Annotated in this window: 12 protein-coding genes; 1 reads left to right on the forward strand and 11 read right to left on the reverse strand. The window is 62.0% G+C overall.

Going from position 1 to position 17,221, the window contains the following annotated elements:
- Positions 1-17 precede the first annotated feature (17 nt).
- On the reverse strand, positions 18-2,684 hold the full coding sequence (locus FBAL_RS00215) for a parallel beta-helix domain-containing protein (protein ID WP_013343558.1): 2,667 nt from the start codon (positions 2,682-2,684) through the stop codon (positions 18-20).
- A 227-nt stretch (positions 2,685-2,911) separates the two neighbouring features.
- Between FBAL_RS00215 and FBAL_RS00220 the strand changes: the two genes are divergently transcribed.
- A complete protein-coding gene (locus FBAL_RS00220) occupies positions 2,912-4,465 on the forward strand; it encodes an AbgT family transporter (protein ID WP_013343559.1) in 1,554 nt (517 codons plus the stop codon).
- Positions 4,466-4,804: 339 nt separating this feature from the next.
- Here the strand turns inward: FBAL_RS00220 and FBAL_RS00225 are convergent, their stop codons facing one another.
- The 10 genes from FBAL_RS00225 to FBAL_RS00270 form a co-directional block, all read right to left on the reverse strand.
- Positions 4,805-4,999 (reverse strand): hypothetical protein, encoded by a 195-nt coding sequence (locus FBAL_RS00225; protein WP_013343560.1) that lies wholly within the window; start codon positions 4,997-4,999, stop codon positions 4,805-4,807.
- Between the two features lie 58 nt (positions 5,000-5,057).
- Positions 5,058-6,425, reverse strand: a complete 1,368-nt coding sequence (gene menE, locus FBAL_RS00230) for an o-succinylbenzoate--CoA ligase (RefSeq protein ID WP_013343561.1) — start codon at positions 6,423-6,425, stop codon at positions 5,058-5,060.
- Entirely contained in the window at positions 6,422-7,357 is a 936-nt protein-coding gene (gene menC, locus FBAL_RS00235) for an o-succinylbenzoate synthase (RefSeq protein ID WP_013343562.1), read from the reverse strand. Before menC ends, menE begins: the two co-directional genes overlap by 4 nt.
- A gap of 27 nt (positions 7,358-7,384) precedes the next feature.
- Positions 7,385-8,158, reverse strand: coding sequence for a 2-succinyl-6-hydroxy-2,4-cyclohexadiene-1-carboxylate synthase (gene menH, locus FBAL_RS00240; RefSeq protein WP_041251108.1), 774 nt, complete (start codon positions 8,156-8,158; stop codon positions 7,385-7,387).
- Positions 8,151-9,860, reverse strand: a complete 1,710-nt coding sequence (gene menD, locus FBAL_RS00245; protein ID WP_013343564.1) for a 2-succinyl-5-enolpyruvyl-6-hydroxy-3-cyclohexene-1-carboxylic-acid synthase — start codon at positions 9,858-9,860, stop codon at positions 8,151-8,153. Before menD ends, menH begins: the two co-directional genes overlap by 8 nt.
- Positions 9,857-11,167, reverse strand: coding sequence for an isochorismate synthase (locus FBAL_RS00250; protein WP_013343565.1), 1,311 nt, complete (start codon positions 11,165-11,167; stop codon positions 9,857-9,859). Before FBAL_RS00250 ends, menD begins: the two co-directional genes overlap by 4 nt.
- Before the next feature lie 162 nt (positions 11,168-11,329).
- On the reverse strand, positions 11,330-11,767 hold the full coding sequence (locus FBAL_RS00255; protein ID WP_013343566.1) for a hypothetical protein: 438 nt from the start codon (positions 11,765-11,767) through the stop codon (positions 11,330-11,332).
- A gap of 158 nt (positions 11,768-11,925) precedes the next feature.
- Positions 11,926-13,437 (reverse strand): glycerol kinase GlpK, encoded by a 1,512-nt coding sequence (gene glpK / locus FBAL_RS00260; RefSeq protein WP_041251110.1) that lies wholly within the window; start codon positions 13,435-13,437, stop codon positions 11,926-11,928.
- 83 nt (positions 13,438-13,520) lie between these two features.
- Positions 13,521-14,270 carry a PDZ domain-containing protein gene (locus FBAL_RS00265; protein WP_013343568.1) on the reverse strand — a complete coding sequence of 250 codons (750 nt, stop codon included), beginning with the start codon at positions 14,268-14,270 and terminating at the stop codon, positions 13,521-13,523.
- Positions 14,271-14,417: 147 nt separating this feature from the next.
- Positions 14,418-17,009 carry a hypothetical protein gene (locus FBAL_RS00270; protein ID WP_013343569.1) on the reverse strand — a complete coding sequence of 864 codons (2,592 nt, stop codon included), beginning with the start codon at positions 17,007-17,009 and terminating at the stop codon, positions 14,418-14,420.
- Positions 17,010-17,221 lie beyond the last annotated feature (212 nt).

Genomic DNA, 17,221 nt, shown 5'->3' on the forward strand with positions numbered 1-17,221 from the left:
TGCCGGCCCTTTGAGGCTTACTCGGAGCAGGTGGCTGCAGGCAGGCGGGTAATCCACTCGCGGATCAGGTCGACCCCTGCGTCATGGGCCAGGCTGCGGCCGATCTCCGGCATCCGGTCACCCGGTTCGGTGGCGGCCATGCGGAAGTGGGTGATGGACTCATCCGGGTTGCCCGGGACGATGTCGTAACCCAGGGAACCGCCGCCATAGGCCACCGGCGACTTACACTCACCGTGGGCCTGCTCATTGCCCTCGTAAGGACGCCAGTACTCCAGCTTGAGGCCGGTGTTGGAGGCGTTGCCTTCAGGGCGGTGGCAGTGCGCACAGTTGATGTCCAGGTAGCCCTTGGCCAGGTCCATCACTTCGGCGTCGGTGGCACCGCTCAGGTCACCGTTACCCAGCAGCTCAAAGGCCGGAACGGTGGGGATGGAGGCCAGGTCAGCCGGCGTGCCGGTCAGGATGCCGTGGGCGGTCCAGGCGGTCAGCTGATTGGTGCTGCCATCGGCGTACTCGTAGTTGCCATTGAGGTGGCGGGCTTTCGGGCCAATCGGCATAAAGCGGGCGATGCCATCCTCACCACTGTACTGGTGACACTGCTTACACTGGTTCAGGCTCGGAACCACATAGTCAAACTCGATGGTTTCACCTTTGTGGACCACGGACTGATTCATGATGCTGCCAGGCTTGGCCAGTACCGCTTCGTCTTTATTGGCGTTCCAGACGTAGGGCAGGGCACTCCAACCGGCTTCACGATGGATAAGCAGACGGGTTTCCAGGATCTCTTCGTTTTCGTTGCCCGGCGTGGCAGTGTCATCCGGCATGGCGAAGGTTTTCACCAGTACGGTACCCACCGGGAAGTCGAACACCTCCTGCGCGTCGTACGCTGCGGCTTCGCCACCGGGGACGAACACGTAGCGGTACTTGCTGGTGTAGTCGGTGAACAGCGGGCTGTTCAGGTCATAGGGCATGCCGCCGCTGTTGGCTGCACCTTTCGGATTGGCGCTGTCGGCAAACAGGTTGTAGTCAGACAGGTTGGCGCAGTTGGCGCCCAGCAGGGCACTCCAGTTCACTTCGCTGCCGCTGGCTTCACACAGGCTCAGGTCGCCGTCACCCACCAGTCCGCCTTCCCCTTCGCCGATGCTGCCGCCATTGCCGACGGTCTCACCGCCATCACAGCCGGCCGTGTCGTCGTCGATACCACAACCGAACACCTCATCACCGATGGTGACGGTGTGAACCGGCAGCGATACCTGGGTACAGTTCATCAGCTTGTCCTGGCTGCTCTCAAACAGGATGTCCGGCACTTCCAGCGTGGCGGGAGAGTGGTCACCGGCGTAGAGCTGACCCAGGGACACGTCGCCGTTGTTGGACACACAGACGTTGTCACTGCCATCAGCGGCAAACGGCGGCTCCTTGTAATCAATCATCGCGCTCGGGCCGGCAAACAGGCCGCTGTTGGCCACAGCTTCACCGAGGCCATCGTACAGAATCGCCGGGAACACGCCGTGGATCTGGGTGTAGGCGCCGATGATGTCTTCGATCAGGTAACCATTGGGGTTGCTGCCACTGTTGGTGATCTCGTTACTGTGGATGTGGATATTGCGCGGTACCGCGCGCCAGCCATCATCGATGATGCCGCCGGGCTGGGCATAGTTCATGGCGAACGCCCCGGTCACGTCCGGCTCAGCAATAAAGAAGCTGGAGGCGGTAATGGACAGGGTGTCGTGGTCGCGGATGACGTTGTTGAAGATCTCAACGTCGTCGGTGGACAGAATGATGATGCCGGTGCCGGGCGGAACGATGTGTACCCCGGCCGGGTTGGCGCTGGCGTTGGCAAAGTTCTTGGTGTTGTTGCCTTCAACCAGGTTATCGAAGATCCGCACGCTGCTGCCGTAACGGTGGTTACCGATGGGCAGGTCGAACACCAGAATACCACCGGTGTTGGCGACCGCGTGGTTATCGTAAACGTCGGCGTACTTGGAGTTTTCAATCTCGATGCCCGCGACGTTTTCGATGGCCACGTTGCGACGCACCACGATGTATTCGGACTGACCCACGTAGATGCCCGCATCGGCGGAGCCGCGCACGTAGGTGTCTTCAATCAGGATATTCTGACACTCCACCGGGTAGAGACCGTAGGCGCCGTTCTCTTCGTTCAACTCGCCAGCCCAGATGGTGGCCAGACGACGCAGGATGATGCCGTTGGAGTTCTTCAGCTTGATGCCGTTGTTCTTGGCTTCGTTAACGGACAGGTCCTGAATGGTGATGTTGACGGCGTTCTGCACAAAGATGCCGTCCCCGGAGGCCGCTTCCGAGAAGTCGAGGATGGTTTTGTCCTGACCGTAACCCATGATGGTCACGTTCTTGGCAAACACCCCATCTCCATCCGCGTCGCCGTCGAACAGCAGGGTGCGGTCGAGTTTGAACTCGCCTTCCGGCAGTACGATGACGTCGCCACTCTGGGCATTAATAAAGGCTTCGGTGATGTTGGCGCCGAGGTTCTCACCCACTTCGACCATGATGGCGCCTTCCGGGAAGGTCGGTCCTTCCGGCTCCGGCGGGGTGGTGGTCGGCGGCGGTGGCGTGACCGTTACGGTTTCATCGTCGCTGCCGCACCCGGCCAGGTTGAGGGCCACTGCGGACGCCAATAGGGTCGGCAGTAACCAGGATCGCTTCTCCCGCATCTTGTTATCTCCATGTTGTTGTTATGTGATACCGGTCAAACTTCGAACACTCGTTTAATAAAATCAATGTGCGAAGTGGCCAACGTGAGGCAGGGCCATCAGAAGGCGGGGGGAGAAACTGTGAACTCGGGCGGAAAAAGCACACTTTGCTGGGCAATTGACCATAGGTGGTGGCACTATCTACTGTCCGAACCAGGTCTATACCGATAATAAAGTGGAAACAAACCATGAGCTCCGAAGCACAAGCGCCGCAATCTGAAAACGGGCGTCTGGCCCGTATTCTGGATGGCATTGAGAAAGTGGGGAACAAACTCCCTGATCCGGCCATCCTGTTCCTTTGTCTGATGTTGGTTGTGTGGGGTGTATCAGCCCTGCTGTCCAACATGAGCTTTACTGAGATCGACCCGCGCACCGGCGAAGCGGTCGTAATCAAAAACCTGCTGACTGCCGAATCCCTGACCAGCTTCCTGACCGGTATGGTCAAAACCTTTACCGCATTTGCCCCACTGGGCGTGGTACTGGTTGCGATGCTGGGTGTGGGCGTGGCCGAACACTCCGGCTTTATCAACACCGCCCTGAAAAAGATGCTGCGCATCACCCCGGTGAAGCTGATCACCCCGGCTGTGGTTGCGGTAGGTATCATCTCCCACACCGCGACTGACGCGGGCTACGTGGTGGTGATTCCGCTGGCTGGCGTGATCTTCTACGCCGTAGGCCGTCACCCGATTGCCGGTATCATGGCGGCGTTCGCCGGTGTGTCCGGTGGCTTTTGTGCCAACTTTATTCCGTCTGCCATCGACCCGCTGCTGCAATCCTTTACCCAGGCTGCAGCGCAAACCCTCGATGCGGACATTCAGCTGAACCCGCTGAACAACTGGTTCTTCGCTGCCTCTTCCACCCTGCCGATCATCGGTATCATCTGGTACCTGACCGACAAGGTGATGGAGCCGCGCCTGATGCGTTCTACCCCGCTGGATGAGGGCATCGATGCCCCGGCCCTGGACGAGATTGGTGAGCGCGAAAACAAAGCGTTCCGCTGGGCCTCCCTGGCGATGCTGGGCTCCATGGTGCTGGTGGCGGTTCTGGCCATGCCGGAAAGCTCCACCCTGCGTGATGCCAGTGGCAGCCTGACCAACTTCAGCGCGCCGCTGATGCAGGCCATCGTTCCGCTGATCTTCATCTTCTTCGTGATCCCGGGTGTGGTATTCGGTTACGCCAACGGCGTATTCCAGAGCTCTGCCGACATCATCAAGTCCATGAACAAGGCGATGGAAGGCATGGGTGCCTACATCGTCATGGCGTTCTTCTGCTCCCTGTTCATCGCCGCGTTCTCCCAGTCTGATCTGGGTGTGCTGCTGGCCGTTAAGGGCGCCAACTTCCTGCAGTCTCTGGGCATGCCGGCTGGCGTGACCATCGTGGGCATGGTGTTCCTGGTGGGCTTTGTGAACCTGTTTATGGGCTCCGCTTCTGCCAAGTGGGCTCTGATTGGTCCGGTTCTGGTACCGATGCTGATGCAACTCAACATCTCTCCGGACCTGTCCCAGGCGGCCTACCGCATTGGTGACTCCTCCACCAACATCATCACCCCGCTGATGCCGTACTTCCCGCTGGTGGTGGTGTACTGCCAGAAGTATGTGAAGAACACCGGTATCGGCACCCTGATCGCCGCCATGCTGCCGTACTCCATGGCGCTGCTGGCTGCCTGGACTGCCTGGCTGCTGATCTACTGGGGCATCGGTCTGCCCCTGGGCCTGGGTGCAAGCTACACCTACGGACTGTAATAGCCGAACGATCTGGTACGGAAAAGGGGCCTCATTGGAGGCCCCTTTTTTATGGCCAGTTCAGCCAGTATCCGAACAGGGGAAGCGCCAATCCGTGACGCTGTGAACGGAGCCGAAAGCAGACCCTGCCGCGGCAGGCGATCCAGATGGAGTCCGGCCGGTAGTTAAGCGGATTCGGGACAGGGGCGTAGCGCCTCAGTGCCCTGAGGTGCCACAGCAGCATAAGCGATGAGACAGACAGCAGGACCCGGTGAGGCCGGCACCGCAGAGTGAATTGTTCACCCCGGTGTTCAACCGTTAATCGCCCGGCCAGGGCCAGCCCCCGGGGCATTGGTGTATTCACTGGTTGCGGGCGCGGATGCTGATCTGGCCGTTAACCCGCCAGCGCGCATGCTGAGCGTCCTCTTCGGAGTGACTCGGCACCTGCACTTCAACGTTGGCAAAGTCGTAAGTCAGTTCGGCGTTGCGTTCGCACAGTTTGTCGTACAGTGCGGCGGCCAGTTCCGGCCAGTTGGTGGTGTGTTTGTCAGCCATGGGGAATGCCCTCTTTGTGAAATGGCATTCCCTCTAACGGGACAATCCTGAGGCTGGTTCAACCCTGCTGATGCACGTACTCGGCAATCGCCTTGCGACTCACTTTCAGGCCCGTCTGGTTGAGCGCCTCCGGCCAGGGCAGGTAACGGCGCGGGCGCATAAAGCGCGGCAGCTTTTTCAGTACCCGCTTTTCCCATTGCTCCGGCTGCCAGGCGCCTTTCACCACGGCCACCGGCAGATGGCCGAACACCTCATCCTCAACCGGGATGATGATCGCCTCTTCAACGCCCTCACAGCGCTTCAGTACCGACTCAATCGCTTCGGGCTGCACGTTCTCTCCGCCACTGACAAACATGTTATCGGCCCGGCCCAGTACCTTGAGTTGCTCACCGACAAACTGCCCTAGATCCCGGGTGGCAAACCACCCTTCGTGATCAAACGGGCGGGTCAGGGTGCCGTTGGCGTAGTAACCGAGGAAGCGGCAATCGCCGCGAACCTCGATAAGGCCTTCGTTAAGGCGTACCTGACGGCCCGCCAGGGGGTAGCCGGAGAGGCCCTGATCATTGGCGGGACCGGTGGTGATCTGGCTGCCCATCTCGGTCATGCCGTAGCTGGTCAGTACCTTAATCGGGTAGGGCTTGAGCCGCTCCAGCAGGCTGGCGGGAATGGCCCCGCCACCCAGCAGCAGGGTGGTGATGGAGCGCATCACCTCATCCGCGTCGTCGCGCTCCAGCAGCCGCACCAGTTGGGTGGCGACCAGAGAGAGGTGGGTGATGCGCTGTTGCCTGAGGTTGCTGGCCAGATCCTGATGCCCCGGAAGGACTGCCGTGGCTCCGCAGCTCAGGCAGCGGAACAGGATGGCCAGCCCGCCGATGTGGAACAGGGGCAGGCTGAGCAACCAGCGGTCGCCCCGATTCAGCGGCGTCTGGTCGTGGCTGCCTTCTGCGGCCGCAATATGCTGGGCCAGACCATGCATGGCGGCCTTGGGATGGCCACTGGAACCGGAGGTCAGGATCAGGGTCAGCGGTCGATCCAGGTCCACCTGCCAGCGCTGAGCCTCACTGGCGCTGGTCACGCTGAGGGCGCGTACCCCTTCGGGCAGCTCCCCTTCGCTCCAGCACCACTGGATATCGAGTTCGCGGATCAGCTGGTCACGCTGCGCCTCTGGAAAACGCGGGGAGAGCGGGGCGAAGACCGCGCCTAAGCGCATGGCGGCGTACAACAGCAGAATCGCCTCCAGCCGGTTCTGACCCAGGTAACCGATATGGTCACCGGCCTGTAGCCCTTGCCCGGCCAGGTGATGAGCCAGGGCGGTTACCCGGCCATCCAGCGCTTCGTAGCTGAGGCTGCCTTCCGGTCCGCACACGGCAATGGCGTCGCCCCAACGACGGGCGGCACTGTGCAGGGGGCAAAGGATTAGGTTCATAGCGGTGTCAGCTCCGATTCGGTGATCACGGGCTTGGCCAGACCCCAGGGGTTGGCTTCCAGCAGATCGGCGCCCAGCGGCGCCAGGGTATCCAGTCCGGGCACGCTGTCTGGGGTCAGTTCGGCGGCCAGATGGGCCAGATGGGTCAGGCCGATGTTGCTCTCAAAGCTGGAGGAGAGCACCACTTCGACGCCATCCAGACGGGCCTGTTGCACCAGTTGTTGCAGTCGCGCCAGGCTGCCTATCAGGGTGGGCTTCAGCACCAGTGCCCTGACACCTGGCAGGGACTCGTACTGGTAGTCGGCGACCTGAGTGGTTTCATCCAGTGCCAGTGGCAGGCGATGCTGGGCTGCCACGCGCAGGCTGTCATTGAGGTTGGCGCAGGGCTCTTCAACATAGCGCAGAGCGGCCGGGGGAACGCTGGCGGCAAAGTGGCTGGCCTGCTCAGCGCTCCAGCCACGGTTGGCGTCGATGCGCAGCAACAGCTTCGGTTGCCGCTCCAGCAGGGCATAAACCAGCGCGATCTCCTGCTCCAGTGGCGCTCTTGCCAGCTTGAGTTTGACCTCACCCGGGGGCGTGGTCAGGGCATCAAACTGGGCCAGTTGTTGCTCGGGGGTGCCCACCAGCAGGGGGATGTTGGCGGGCAGGGTCAGTCGCCGTGGGCCCTCGCACTGCCAGCGGGCGCAATCCAGTGCAAAGCGGGCGGCAGGGGGCAGCGCCGCTTCGTCGATTTGGCCTGAGGCCAGGGCCTGCAGGGCGCTCTGGCATTGTGCCAGTGATTCGTGGGAGAAGCCCGGCAACGGGGCGCAATCGCCCCAGCCGGTGTGGCCGTCACGCTCCAGCTTGATCAGCAGACCGTGGCGCTGGTCCAGGCTTTGGCCGGCAAAACGCAGCGGCGTTGCCAGTGGCAGGGCATAGGGATAGAGCTTCATCACGTTCCTTGATGGCGGTGGTACTGGTCACAGTGGCCGCAGTGTAGCAAGAAAGGCATCCGGACGGGCGCGGTGAACGTTGTGGCCCGCGCCTTCTATCACCTGGTGTTGCCAGCCGGGCTGGAGCCATTGCTCGGCCAGCTGGCGGAATTTACTGTCCCGGGCGCCGCTGATCAGCTGCACCGGACAGGCCAGAGTGAGGTGTCGCAGGTTGTGCTGGTGGCCCAGGCTGGTGCCCAGGTAGAGCGCCGCCAGAGCGGCGGGGTCATTGTCCAGTCGGGCCTGCACCATCTCTGCCCTGCGCGGTTCCGACAGGTCGGCAAACACCGGCTGTCGATACCAGGCATCGAGCCAGTCGGCATTGGCTTCGGTGGCCATACGCTGATGCCAGGCGGCGTCGCTGGCCAACCGTTGCTGGCGCTGTGTGGCGTCGGTCAAGCCCGGGTGGGTGGATTCCAGAGTGAGGCTCAGCAGCCGGTGCGGTTGGTGTTGGGCTAAAGCGTGTGCCAGATGCAGAGCGAGACGGCCACCCAGTGAGTAGCCGAGCAGGTGGAAACGGTTAATCTGGTGATGGTCGAGCGTGGCCAGGATCTGCGCCACCACCTCATCGAACGCCGGAGTGGCAGAGACGGAGAGGGTGCGGCTCAGGCCGTGGCCCGGCAGGTCCAGCGCCAGGCAGTCGAACTGCTGGCCCAGTGCGTCTGGCCAGTCGCGGTGATCACCGAGAAACCCGTGCAGCAACAGCATTGGGGCGCCCTGGCCCCAACGCCGTCCCTGCAGCAGAGGCGGGTGCTCAGTCATCGCCCCGGATCTGGCGTGCCATCTCCACAATCAGCTCGGCCGATTCGTTGGGCGGCACCACCACCTCGATCACACTGGCACCGTCACGCTGCAGCCCTTCGCTGAGGGCTTGCTGCAGGGCATCCAGACTGTCGGGGCGCTGGTAGGGCAGATGGAACTGGCTGGCGGCCCCTTCAAAACCAAAGCCGTGGCCAAGGCGGTAGTACTGCTGACGCAGGGCGTCACTGGGCACCGGCAGCATATTGAAGATGCTGCCGCCGTCGTTGTTAAGCACCATCACCACCAGCGGGCTGGTCAGGCTGCGGGCCAATGCCAGGGAGTTGAGGTCGTGCAGCAGTGACAGGTCGCCTACCACCAGAACCGTCGGTTTGCCTTCGGCCATTGCCACGCCACAGCTGGTGGCGAGCAGGCCATCAATGCCGGAGGCGCCACGGTTGGTGAAGATGGCCGGGGCATCACCCGGGGCTGCCAACATGTCAAACAGGCGGATCGGCAGGCTGTTACCGATAAACAGCTGCTGGTCAGCGCCCAGTTGGCGCGACAGCAGACGGACGGCGGACAGTTCGGTCAATGCGCCCTGATCATGCTGCTCTGCGGCCAGCCGTTCCACTTCGTCACTGTAGGACTCCAGCGCATCGGCCCAGCCGGAGCCGGGCAGCAGTGGCCAGGGCAGGGCGGCCAGCATCGGCAGGCTGCCGACAAAGCGGCGCTTGCGCAGATGGGCCGGATCCAGATTCTCGGCGTGGCCCATGTAGTGCCAGAACGCCTGCCACGGATGCTGGGCGATAAAGCTCATCAGTCGCTTGGAGAGCAGACGTCCGCCAATCAGCAGCAGATGTTCAGCTTTGCCCAGAAGCTTCAGTGCCTTGGGGTGATGCATCAGCTGGTCGATGTGGTGTACCACACCCTCGGCCTGACGCAGTTGCGATTGGGCATCGGCCAGAATGGGCCAGCCCAGTCGGCGGGCCAGAGCCAGAATCTGTTCCGGTTGCTGGTGAGGGCCCAGGGTGCCTACCACGATGATGCCCTTGCCCTGGGCAAAGCTGCAGCAGTCGTCGGCGCTGGGCAGGGCACTGCGGCTCATGGCCGGGGTAGCGGCCCAGGGCTCAGCGGTTTTGCGCCACTCACTCAGCGGTGTCAGGTAGGTCTCAAACGGCGCGTCCAGGCCTTCCGGATAGAGCGGCTCGCGGTACATGCAGTTGATGTGCAGCGGGCGGTCGAGATCCACCATCACCTGGTCGAGCTGGGCCAGCAGGGTCTGCGGCGGGATCTCCAGGCTTGGGGTCGGCAGGTCGAGACGACGGGCGTAGTTGGCAAAGATGGCTGGCTGGATGATGGCCTGGTTGGCACCACAGGCGATCAGCTCCGGCGGTCGGTCACCGGATAGCACCACCAGCGGAACGCCGGTCTGATAGGCTTCGATCACCGCCGGATAGAGGTTGGCGACGGCGGTGCCGGAGGTGGTGATGATGGCGACCGGGCTCTGGCTGGCTTTGGCCAGGCCGAGGGCGGCGAAGCCCAGGCCCCGTTCATCGAAATGGGTGTGGCGTTGGAAACCGTCGTGACCGGCCGCAGCCAGGGTCAGCGGGGTGGAGCGGGAACCCGGTGCCAGGCAGAGATGACGCACACCAAGGCGGTGCAACTCCTCCAGCATCAGTCGCGCCCACAACAGGTTCAATTCGGCGCAGTGCGAGGTGTTCATAGTCCGTTTAGGATCCCGAGTACCGTAGTCAGTTTGTTGTTCAGCTCTTGCCACTCGGCGTCGGCTTCGGAGTGGGCCACGATGCCGGCTCCGGCATACAGGGTGACGCGCTCCGATTCAAAACGGGCGCTGCGGATGGCCACGGCAAACTCGGTTTCATGGGCACCGAAGTAGCCGCAGGCCCCGGCATACCAGCCCCGGGCAAAGCCTTCCCGCTGGCGGATAAAGCTCATGGCGGATTCGCGTGGCAGCCCGCCCACTGCGGGGGTGGGGTGCAGGGCACCGAGCAGCTGCAGGTCATTGACCCCGGCTTTGAGCTCGGCCCGAATCGAGCGGTGCAGGTGCTGAATGTGGTTGAGCTTGAGAATGGTGGGGGTCTCCTCCGAGCCGACGTAGTCGCTCAGGGGGCCCAGTTGTTGTTCGATCAGCTGGCGGACCAACAGGTTCTCGTTGCTGTTCTTGCCGTCCGCCAACAGCGCGTTGGCCAGCGCTTCATCCTCGGCCTCGGTAAAGCCGCGGGTGGTGGTGCCGGCCAGCGCCTCGGTGGACAGTTCACGGCCGTGGCGGTGGAACAGGCGCTCCGGTGTACAGCTGATAAAGCTGTGGCTGTCGGTGAACTGGAAGCCGAACTGGTAGCTGCCGGGGTTCAACAGTTGCCAGGCGTGCAGCACGGTCCAATGGTTGGGCAGGGCACTGGTGGTCAGCCGGGTTTCGCGGGCCATCACCACTTTGGGGGTGGCGGCAAGGAAGGCTGGGTCGGTGATCTGTTCAACCAGCTCGCGCCAGCGTGGCTGGTCCGGGGTGTCCTGGCGGGCCAGGACGTGGGCCGGGCCAAGCGGCGACAGCGGTGCCGCAGACTGGATGGCATCGAGGGCCGTGCGCGCCCGTTCCAGCTCCTGCTGCCAGGGGCGCTCCTGGCCACAGAGGTTGAGCAGCAGTTGCGCCTGCTCGCCATGACGGCGGATCTCAATGCGCGGCAACACAAAGCGGGCCTGGCCAAAATCGGGCCATGCCGGTTGCTGGGTATCGAAGGCGTGGCCACCGTAGAGTCGCAGCTGGGTATCCTGACCGGCACCCAGGTACTTGTTGTAGAGCCGGTCCAGCTCTTCGGCGGAGGGCAGGGTGTCGAAGTGCAGATCCAAAGCGGCGCCGATGGCGGCGATCTCTTCACCGTCGCGGCGGCCGCGCCAGTAAATTCTGGGCAGTTCAGACTGGTTCGCCAACCAGGCGATCAGCGGCGGCGCATCAAGCGGTTCACTCAGCTGCAGACAGAGGTGGCCTGGGGGCTGGCACTCCAGTTGGGCCAACCGCAGCCTGAGTCGCTCGATGGCGCTGGCCAGAGGGTGTTGTACCGGAAGGATGCTGTACCACCTTGTCTGAAAGAAGTGGGTAAACCACTGAAATTAAAAATCACCACTGCATTATGTCAAGGTAAGGCCCCGAAGATTGTGATCCGCGAGGCAACGGACTCAGAGGGTCAGGGTCCACAACAGGCTGACGGTCAGAGTCAGGGTGATCAGGCTGCTGCCCAGCCCCGGTCGACCCAGATAGATGACATTCCAGACGGTTTTTGTGATGGCCGCAGTGACCACCAGCATCAGTGCCAGGTTGAGTTGATGCAGCCACAGCAGATGCAGAGTCAGCATGGTGCCACAAACGCCCAGGGCAAGCATCATGGCCTGCTCAAGATGGGTCTGCGCCGCCACCATCTCCTGCTCGCTTTGCAGCTTAAAGGAGCGGCTCTCTTTCAGTCGAACCAGATGAACGGCCAGGACCACCAGGCCAGTCAGCCCCAGCAGCATCACCGGGATGGATTGAATCCAGGCACCCAGCGCCGCAATGACGAGGGTGGTCGGCCGTGCCCAGCGATGCAGGCGGGCGGCGGGACAGTCGGCGGTGTTGGCCATGGTGGCAGCGACTCCTGGTTAAAAGTTATTCCACTATTAGAGCGCTAACATTGCCGACTGTACTAACTTAAGCCCCTTAATATCTTCAGAATTGTGCACCGGATCGAGCTTGTGAACAGGACATTTCCGAGCGGTTGATGCAGGGGTGAATGGACTGTTTACTGACCGGATCCCGGGTGTGGTGCCTTGGTGACCAGGGTACGCCCCACCGCATCCTGCCAGCCCGAATAGAGCTGCTGGCGCTGAGTGTCATCCATGGTGGACTCGAAGCGGCGTTCGGTCTGGTTCAGTCCGGCCAGGCTGGCGCGATCCGGCCAGTAGCCGACGGTCAGGCCCGCCAGATAGGCGGCGCCGGCGGCGGTGCTCTCCCGGTTATGGGGGCGCAGCACCGGGGTGGCGAGGATGTCGGCCTGGAACTGCATCAGAAAGTCATTGGCCACGGCCCCTCCGTCGACCCGGAGCTCGGTCAACGGCAGGGCGGCGTCCAGCTGCATGGCATCCAGCAGGTCGCGGCTCTGATAGGCGATGGATTCCAGTGTGGCGCGGACAATGTGCTGGCGGTTGCAGCCTCGGGTCAGGCCCACCAGCGCACCGCGGGCGTAGGGATCCCAGTAGGGCGCACCCAGCCCGGTAAAGGCTGGCACCAGGTAAGCGCCAGCGGTGTCCGGCACCGACTGGGCCAGAGCCTGGGTTTCACTGGCGTGGCGAATGAGCCCCAGCTCATCCCGCAGCCACTGCACGCTGGCGCCGCCCATAAACACCGCGCCCTCAAGCGCGTACTCCACCTGTTCCGGGCCACTGCAGGCGATGGTGGTCAGCAGCCCATGGCGGGACTGCACCGCCTGGTCGCCGGTGTGCATCAGCATAAAGCAGCCGGTGCCATAGGTGTTTTTGGCCATCCCCGGTTGGGTGCAGAGCTGGCCGAACAGGGCCGCCTGCTGGTCACCGGCGATGCCAGCCACCGGAATGCGGGCGCGACCAATCTGGGCGTGGCCAAACAGCTCCTGACTGCTTTTCACCTCAGGCAGCAGGCTGGCGGGAATGTTCAGGGCGTCCAGCAGGGTGGGGTCCCAGCGCTGCTGGTGAATGTCCCACAGCAGGGTGCGGGCGGCGTTGGTGCGGTCGGTGGCGTGCACGGCGCCGTCGGTCAGTTGCCACAGTAGCCAGCAGTCGATGGTGCCGAAGCGCAGCTCGCCCCGTTCTGCCCGCTCCCGGGCACCGGGAACCTGGTCCAGCAGCCAGGCGATCTTGGTGCCGGAGAAGTAGGGGTCGAGCACCAATCCGGTGGTATCACGGACGTGCTGTTCCAGCCCTTTGGCTTTGAGCGCTTCGCACAGGTCGGCGGTGCGGCGGCACTGCCAGACAATGGCATTGTGGATGGGCTGGCCGGTTTCGGCGTCCCAGATCACCGTGGTTTCCCGCTGGTTGGTGATGCCGATGGCGGCCACCTGCTCATGGCGGACACCACAGCGTGCCAGCACCTCGGTCAGTACCGCACGCTGGCTGGCCCAGATCTCCATGGCGTCGTGCTCGACCCAGCCGGATTGTGGGTAGTGTTGGGTAAATTCGCGCTGGGCGCTGCCAAGGATGGTGCCCTGGCGGTTAAACAGCAGGGCGCGGCTGGAGGTGGTGCCCTGATCCAGGGCAAGGATAAATTGTTCGCTCGACATGGCGGGTTTGGCTTGGGGATTTGTTTTCATCATAGCGAACCCAGGGTGGAAAAACCCAGTGGAGACAATTGGGTGTGCAGCTTCTACTCAGGCGCAGGGACGGAATCGGCAATCAGCGAGAGTCCGCTGGCCAGGCCGCTGACCGAAAGCTGCTGGCTTTGGCCGTTGCGGCGGATCTCCACGGTGACCAGCGTCTGCTCCGGCAGCGTGGCCAGATAATCGCGGTATTCGGCCCGGGTGAGGATCCGTCGGCCATCCAGCGCCCAGATCACATCCCCATGCTGCAACCCCTTGATGTCCCGTTTTACCGCATCCACCAGCAGGCGGTTGGGGCGGCCTGCCCGGTGCAGGGCGTTCATGTAGTCGTGGTCCGAGAGCTGGCGGCGGGCCTGATCCCACAGGGCCTGGCGTTCACGGACCAAGCGCTCATCGGTGGCCCAGCCCTCAGCCAGTGCCTGGCGCTGCAGTTTCAGATCGGCCCGGGTCAGGCGCTCGACCAGTGCATCGGCGGCGGCTCCAGTGGGCGGCTGTGCGGGTGCAGCAGGGCTTGTGACGGGTTGGGGCGTTGCAGTGGGGTTGGTTTTTGGCGGCGCCTGCATGGCGCTGAAGGTCTGGATATGCCCGGAGATGTCGCCGCGGAGTCCGGCCTGCACCATGGCCACCAGCATGCGGTTTTCCCACTGCAGCATCGCCAGTTCATCCGCATCGGCATTGCAGGGAACCTGAGGCGGGCAGACCGGCGGCTGCGGGGTCAGCCAATGGTGGGCCACCAGTGCTCCGGTGAGGCCCCCGGCCAGAGCGCCGGCGGTAAAAACAGTGATGGTTCGCAGCATAGGTGTGGCGGGCTCTCGAGTCTGGATATTGAGCCAGTGTAGGGAGAGAGCGCGGTGATGATCGTTGATCCGGGTCGGTTCGGGAGCGAAATCCGGTTCAAAAAAAACCGGCCCCGAGGGGCCGGTTTGCAAGGTTTCATGGTGCGTTTATTGGTCGATGTTATCGCCGGTCTTCACCTGCACTTCGGCGTCGGTGGTGACTGGGGTTCCCTCCTCATCGACAAACTTCACGACAACATTGCGGTTCGGTGCGCCGCGCAGAATGTCGGCCTGGAATTCCGCAAAGTCCCCTTCGTTGAAGTCTGCCAGTTCCACGGTAAAGGCACAGACGTACTCTTCACCCGGATCCAGCTTGAGGGTGTAACCCGGTTCCTCACAGGCAAGAGGCGCATCAGAGACCGGAGTGGTCGGGTCTTCATCAATGCCGGTCAGGGTGCCGCCATCGTTGACGATACGGTAACCATTGAACAGGTTGCCGTCCTTCACCGGTGTATTGAAGATGCTCAGTTCGCTGAGCCAGATCGCTTCGAAGCTGGTGTTCTTCACAGCGATAAAGATGGTGCCCGCCAGGCCATATTTGCCGGTAACGGTGGGCGGCACATCTTTAAACAGCACGGTGGCGCTGTCCGGCTGGGACTGAATCTGCTTGCCTTGCGTACTGGTCGCTTTCACAAACGCGGTGTTGACCAGTTGAGTGTCATCGTAGGCGGTATCGCTGACATTCGTCGCGTTCCCGTCCACATAGGCCACCAGGGTACAGACGTAAGGGGTACCGAAGACGAGAGTCTGCGGGAAAGCACACTCATCGCTGCGCTGCACCGGAGCTGCGGTGGCGCGAACGCTGCCAAACAGGACGTTGTCCTCCAGGCTGTTGAGGGTGAGGTCTTCCTTGGTGGTTGTGTTGTTGTTGGTGACGGTAAAGCGATAGACCACCGGATGGGCACTGCCACCGGGCTCGTCGATGGTGACCGAATCCATAAAGCTGGCGGAATCGATTGCCGGGGTGGGGATGCCCACATCACCGGACTTGGCCACTTTCTTCACCAGAACCACGCTCGGGGTGGCTCGGGTGATGGTCACCATTGCCATATCGTCGGTACGGCGATTCTCATTGTCCTTGGCGTCAACGTTGACCGTGTTCGGGTAACTTGCACCATCAACGAGAGTGACATTGACGATGTAGCGGCAGGTAAATTTCCCTCCATTGGCACTGAGCGAAGCGGGATAGGTATTACAGGCCGGCGTTCCTGAGCTGTCATTCAACAGGTTGGTGACCGACGTATCGGTCAGGGCCAGAAGGCTCAGGGCGTCGACGGTGCTGTTGTTGGTGATGGTGATCTCATAGGTGATCAGACCCTGATCCTCAACAAACCAGGCCCCACCGATGTTTTGCAGGCCGGGGCCTGCCACCGGGGTTTTGGTGATGACGATGCTCGGATCAACATTGGTGATCTTAACGGCGATGACGTTGGAGCAGTTGCCCTCATCGTTGCTGGTGAGGTTGTCAGTGACGTCACAGGTGTTGTCACCAATGTTGTCGCCATTGAGGTCGACCGAAGTGATGCGGATAAAGTTCTGATACTCCTCTTCGCCAGCTGGCGGCATCGGGGTGGCTTCGGTGGGGTCGAGGGCATCCGGCAGGTCTTCGTCGCTGACTTTGACCTTAAAGGTACAGGTGAAAGTCGGACTGGCGGCGGTCAGGGTGACCGGCACGGTGTCATAGCACTTATTGTCGGCACCAAGCAGAGTCAGGTTGCCGATGGTGGTGTCGCTGTTGGTGCCATCCAGATCAAACAGGATGGGCGCATCGCTGCTGCCCACCTTGGGGCTGCCGCTGTCGGCAACGGAGCGGTAGAGATCATCGATGTCGGTGATCACCAGATCCGCGTCGGTGCTGCCACGCTCAATCTTCACTTCGTACTCGAATGTGGCCATCGGCTCGGTACCGCTGTTGCTGGCACTCTTGAGGGTTTTGGTGATTTTGGCCGGGTCCGGCTGAATGAAGATGTTCAGCGGGATGATGTCGCAATTACATTTCGACTTGGAGCTGGGCTCCTGGCCCGGGGCCGCGCCGGTGGCGGAGCAGTTTGCCGGGTCCTCCTGAACATCCCAGGCGGCGCAGTAGTTAAACTCCACCCTCTCGCTGCCGGGAGAGGCGGTACAGGTCATGGTGAACACGGCGTTCACTAAGGTGTACTCGTCATTCACCAGGCCGGACTTGGCGATGTCGCCGCATTGGTCGGCATCCAGGTTCTGGGCGTTGCCCGTTCCCTTGAAGTCATTTTTCGGGATCAGAATGCTGCACGCCTCCTCGTCCTGTTGAACCACCTGGGGGGAGTCGAGATCCCGGGAAACGAAGAAGGTGGTGTCATAGCGTTCGGCCGCATTGGTGCGAACACGCAGGTCGGCGGTGACCTCAATGGTGTCACCGAGGGTACAGGTGAAGTCGCCGGTTGATGAGGTTTCGCCATCCACCGCTTTGACGGTGACTTCTGCGATCTCAACATCTTCGGCGGTACAGTTAATGACCTGACCGACTTTGTCTTTCAGGCCCTTGCCGCCGGTCTCGATGTAGGCGTCCGCCATACAGGAATCGGCAGAGTTGGCCGGTGTATTGAAAATCGGATTGTCGGCTTCAGGAACGACGGCGAGGCTGGGAAGGGCAATGCCCGCAGCCGTCATGGCAACCAACAACACCGTTCTTGGGTGTTTGAATGGAACCGATGGTGTGCGTTTCATCTTGTTGATCCTGCTTACAAAGACAAAAACACCCCTCAGCAGCGAAACCGCCACTGATGAGCAATCAGCCAGTTGGGAACTGGCGCTAAACGCTGAGTATTGAGGGTCGGCAGTCAACTGCCCCGGAGGGGGATGACCGCCTTAAGACATGCCAGATGAGAAGGGACAACAGTACGCATAGAGACCTCCGCAAACGTCCTGCGAATAGACAC

The sequence above is a fragment of the Ferrimonas balearica DSM 9799 genome (assembly GCF_000148645.1).
Classification (GTDB): domain Bacteria; phylum Pseudomonadota; class Gammaproteobacteria; order Enterobacterales; family Shewanellaceae; genus Ferrimonas; species Ferrimonas balearica.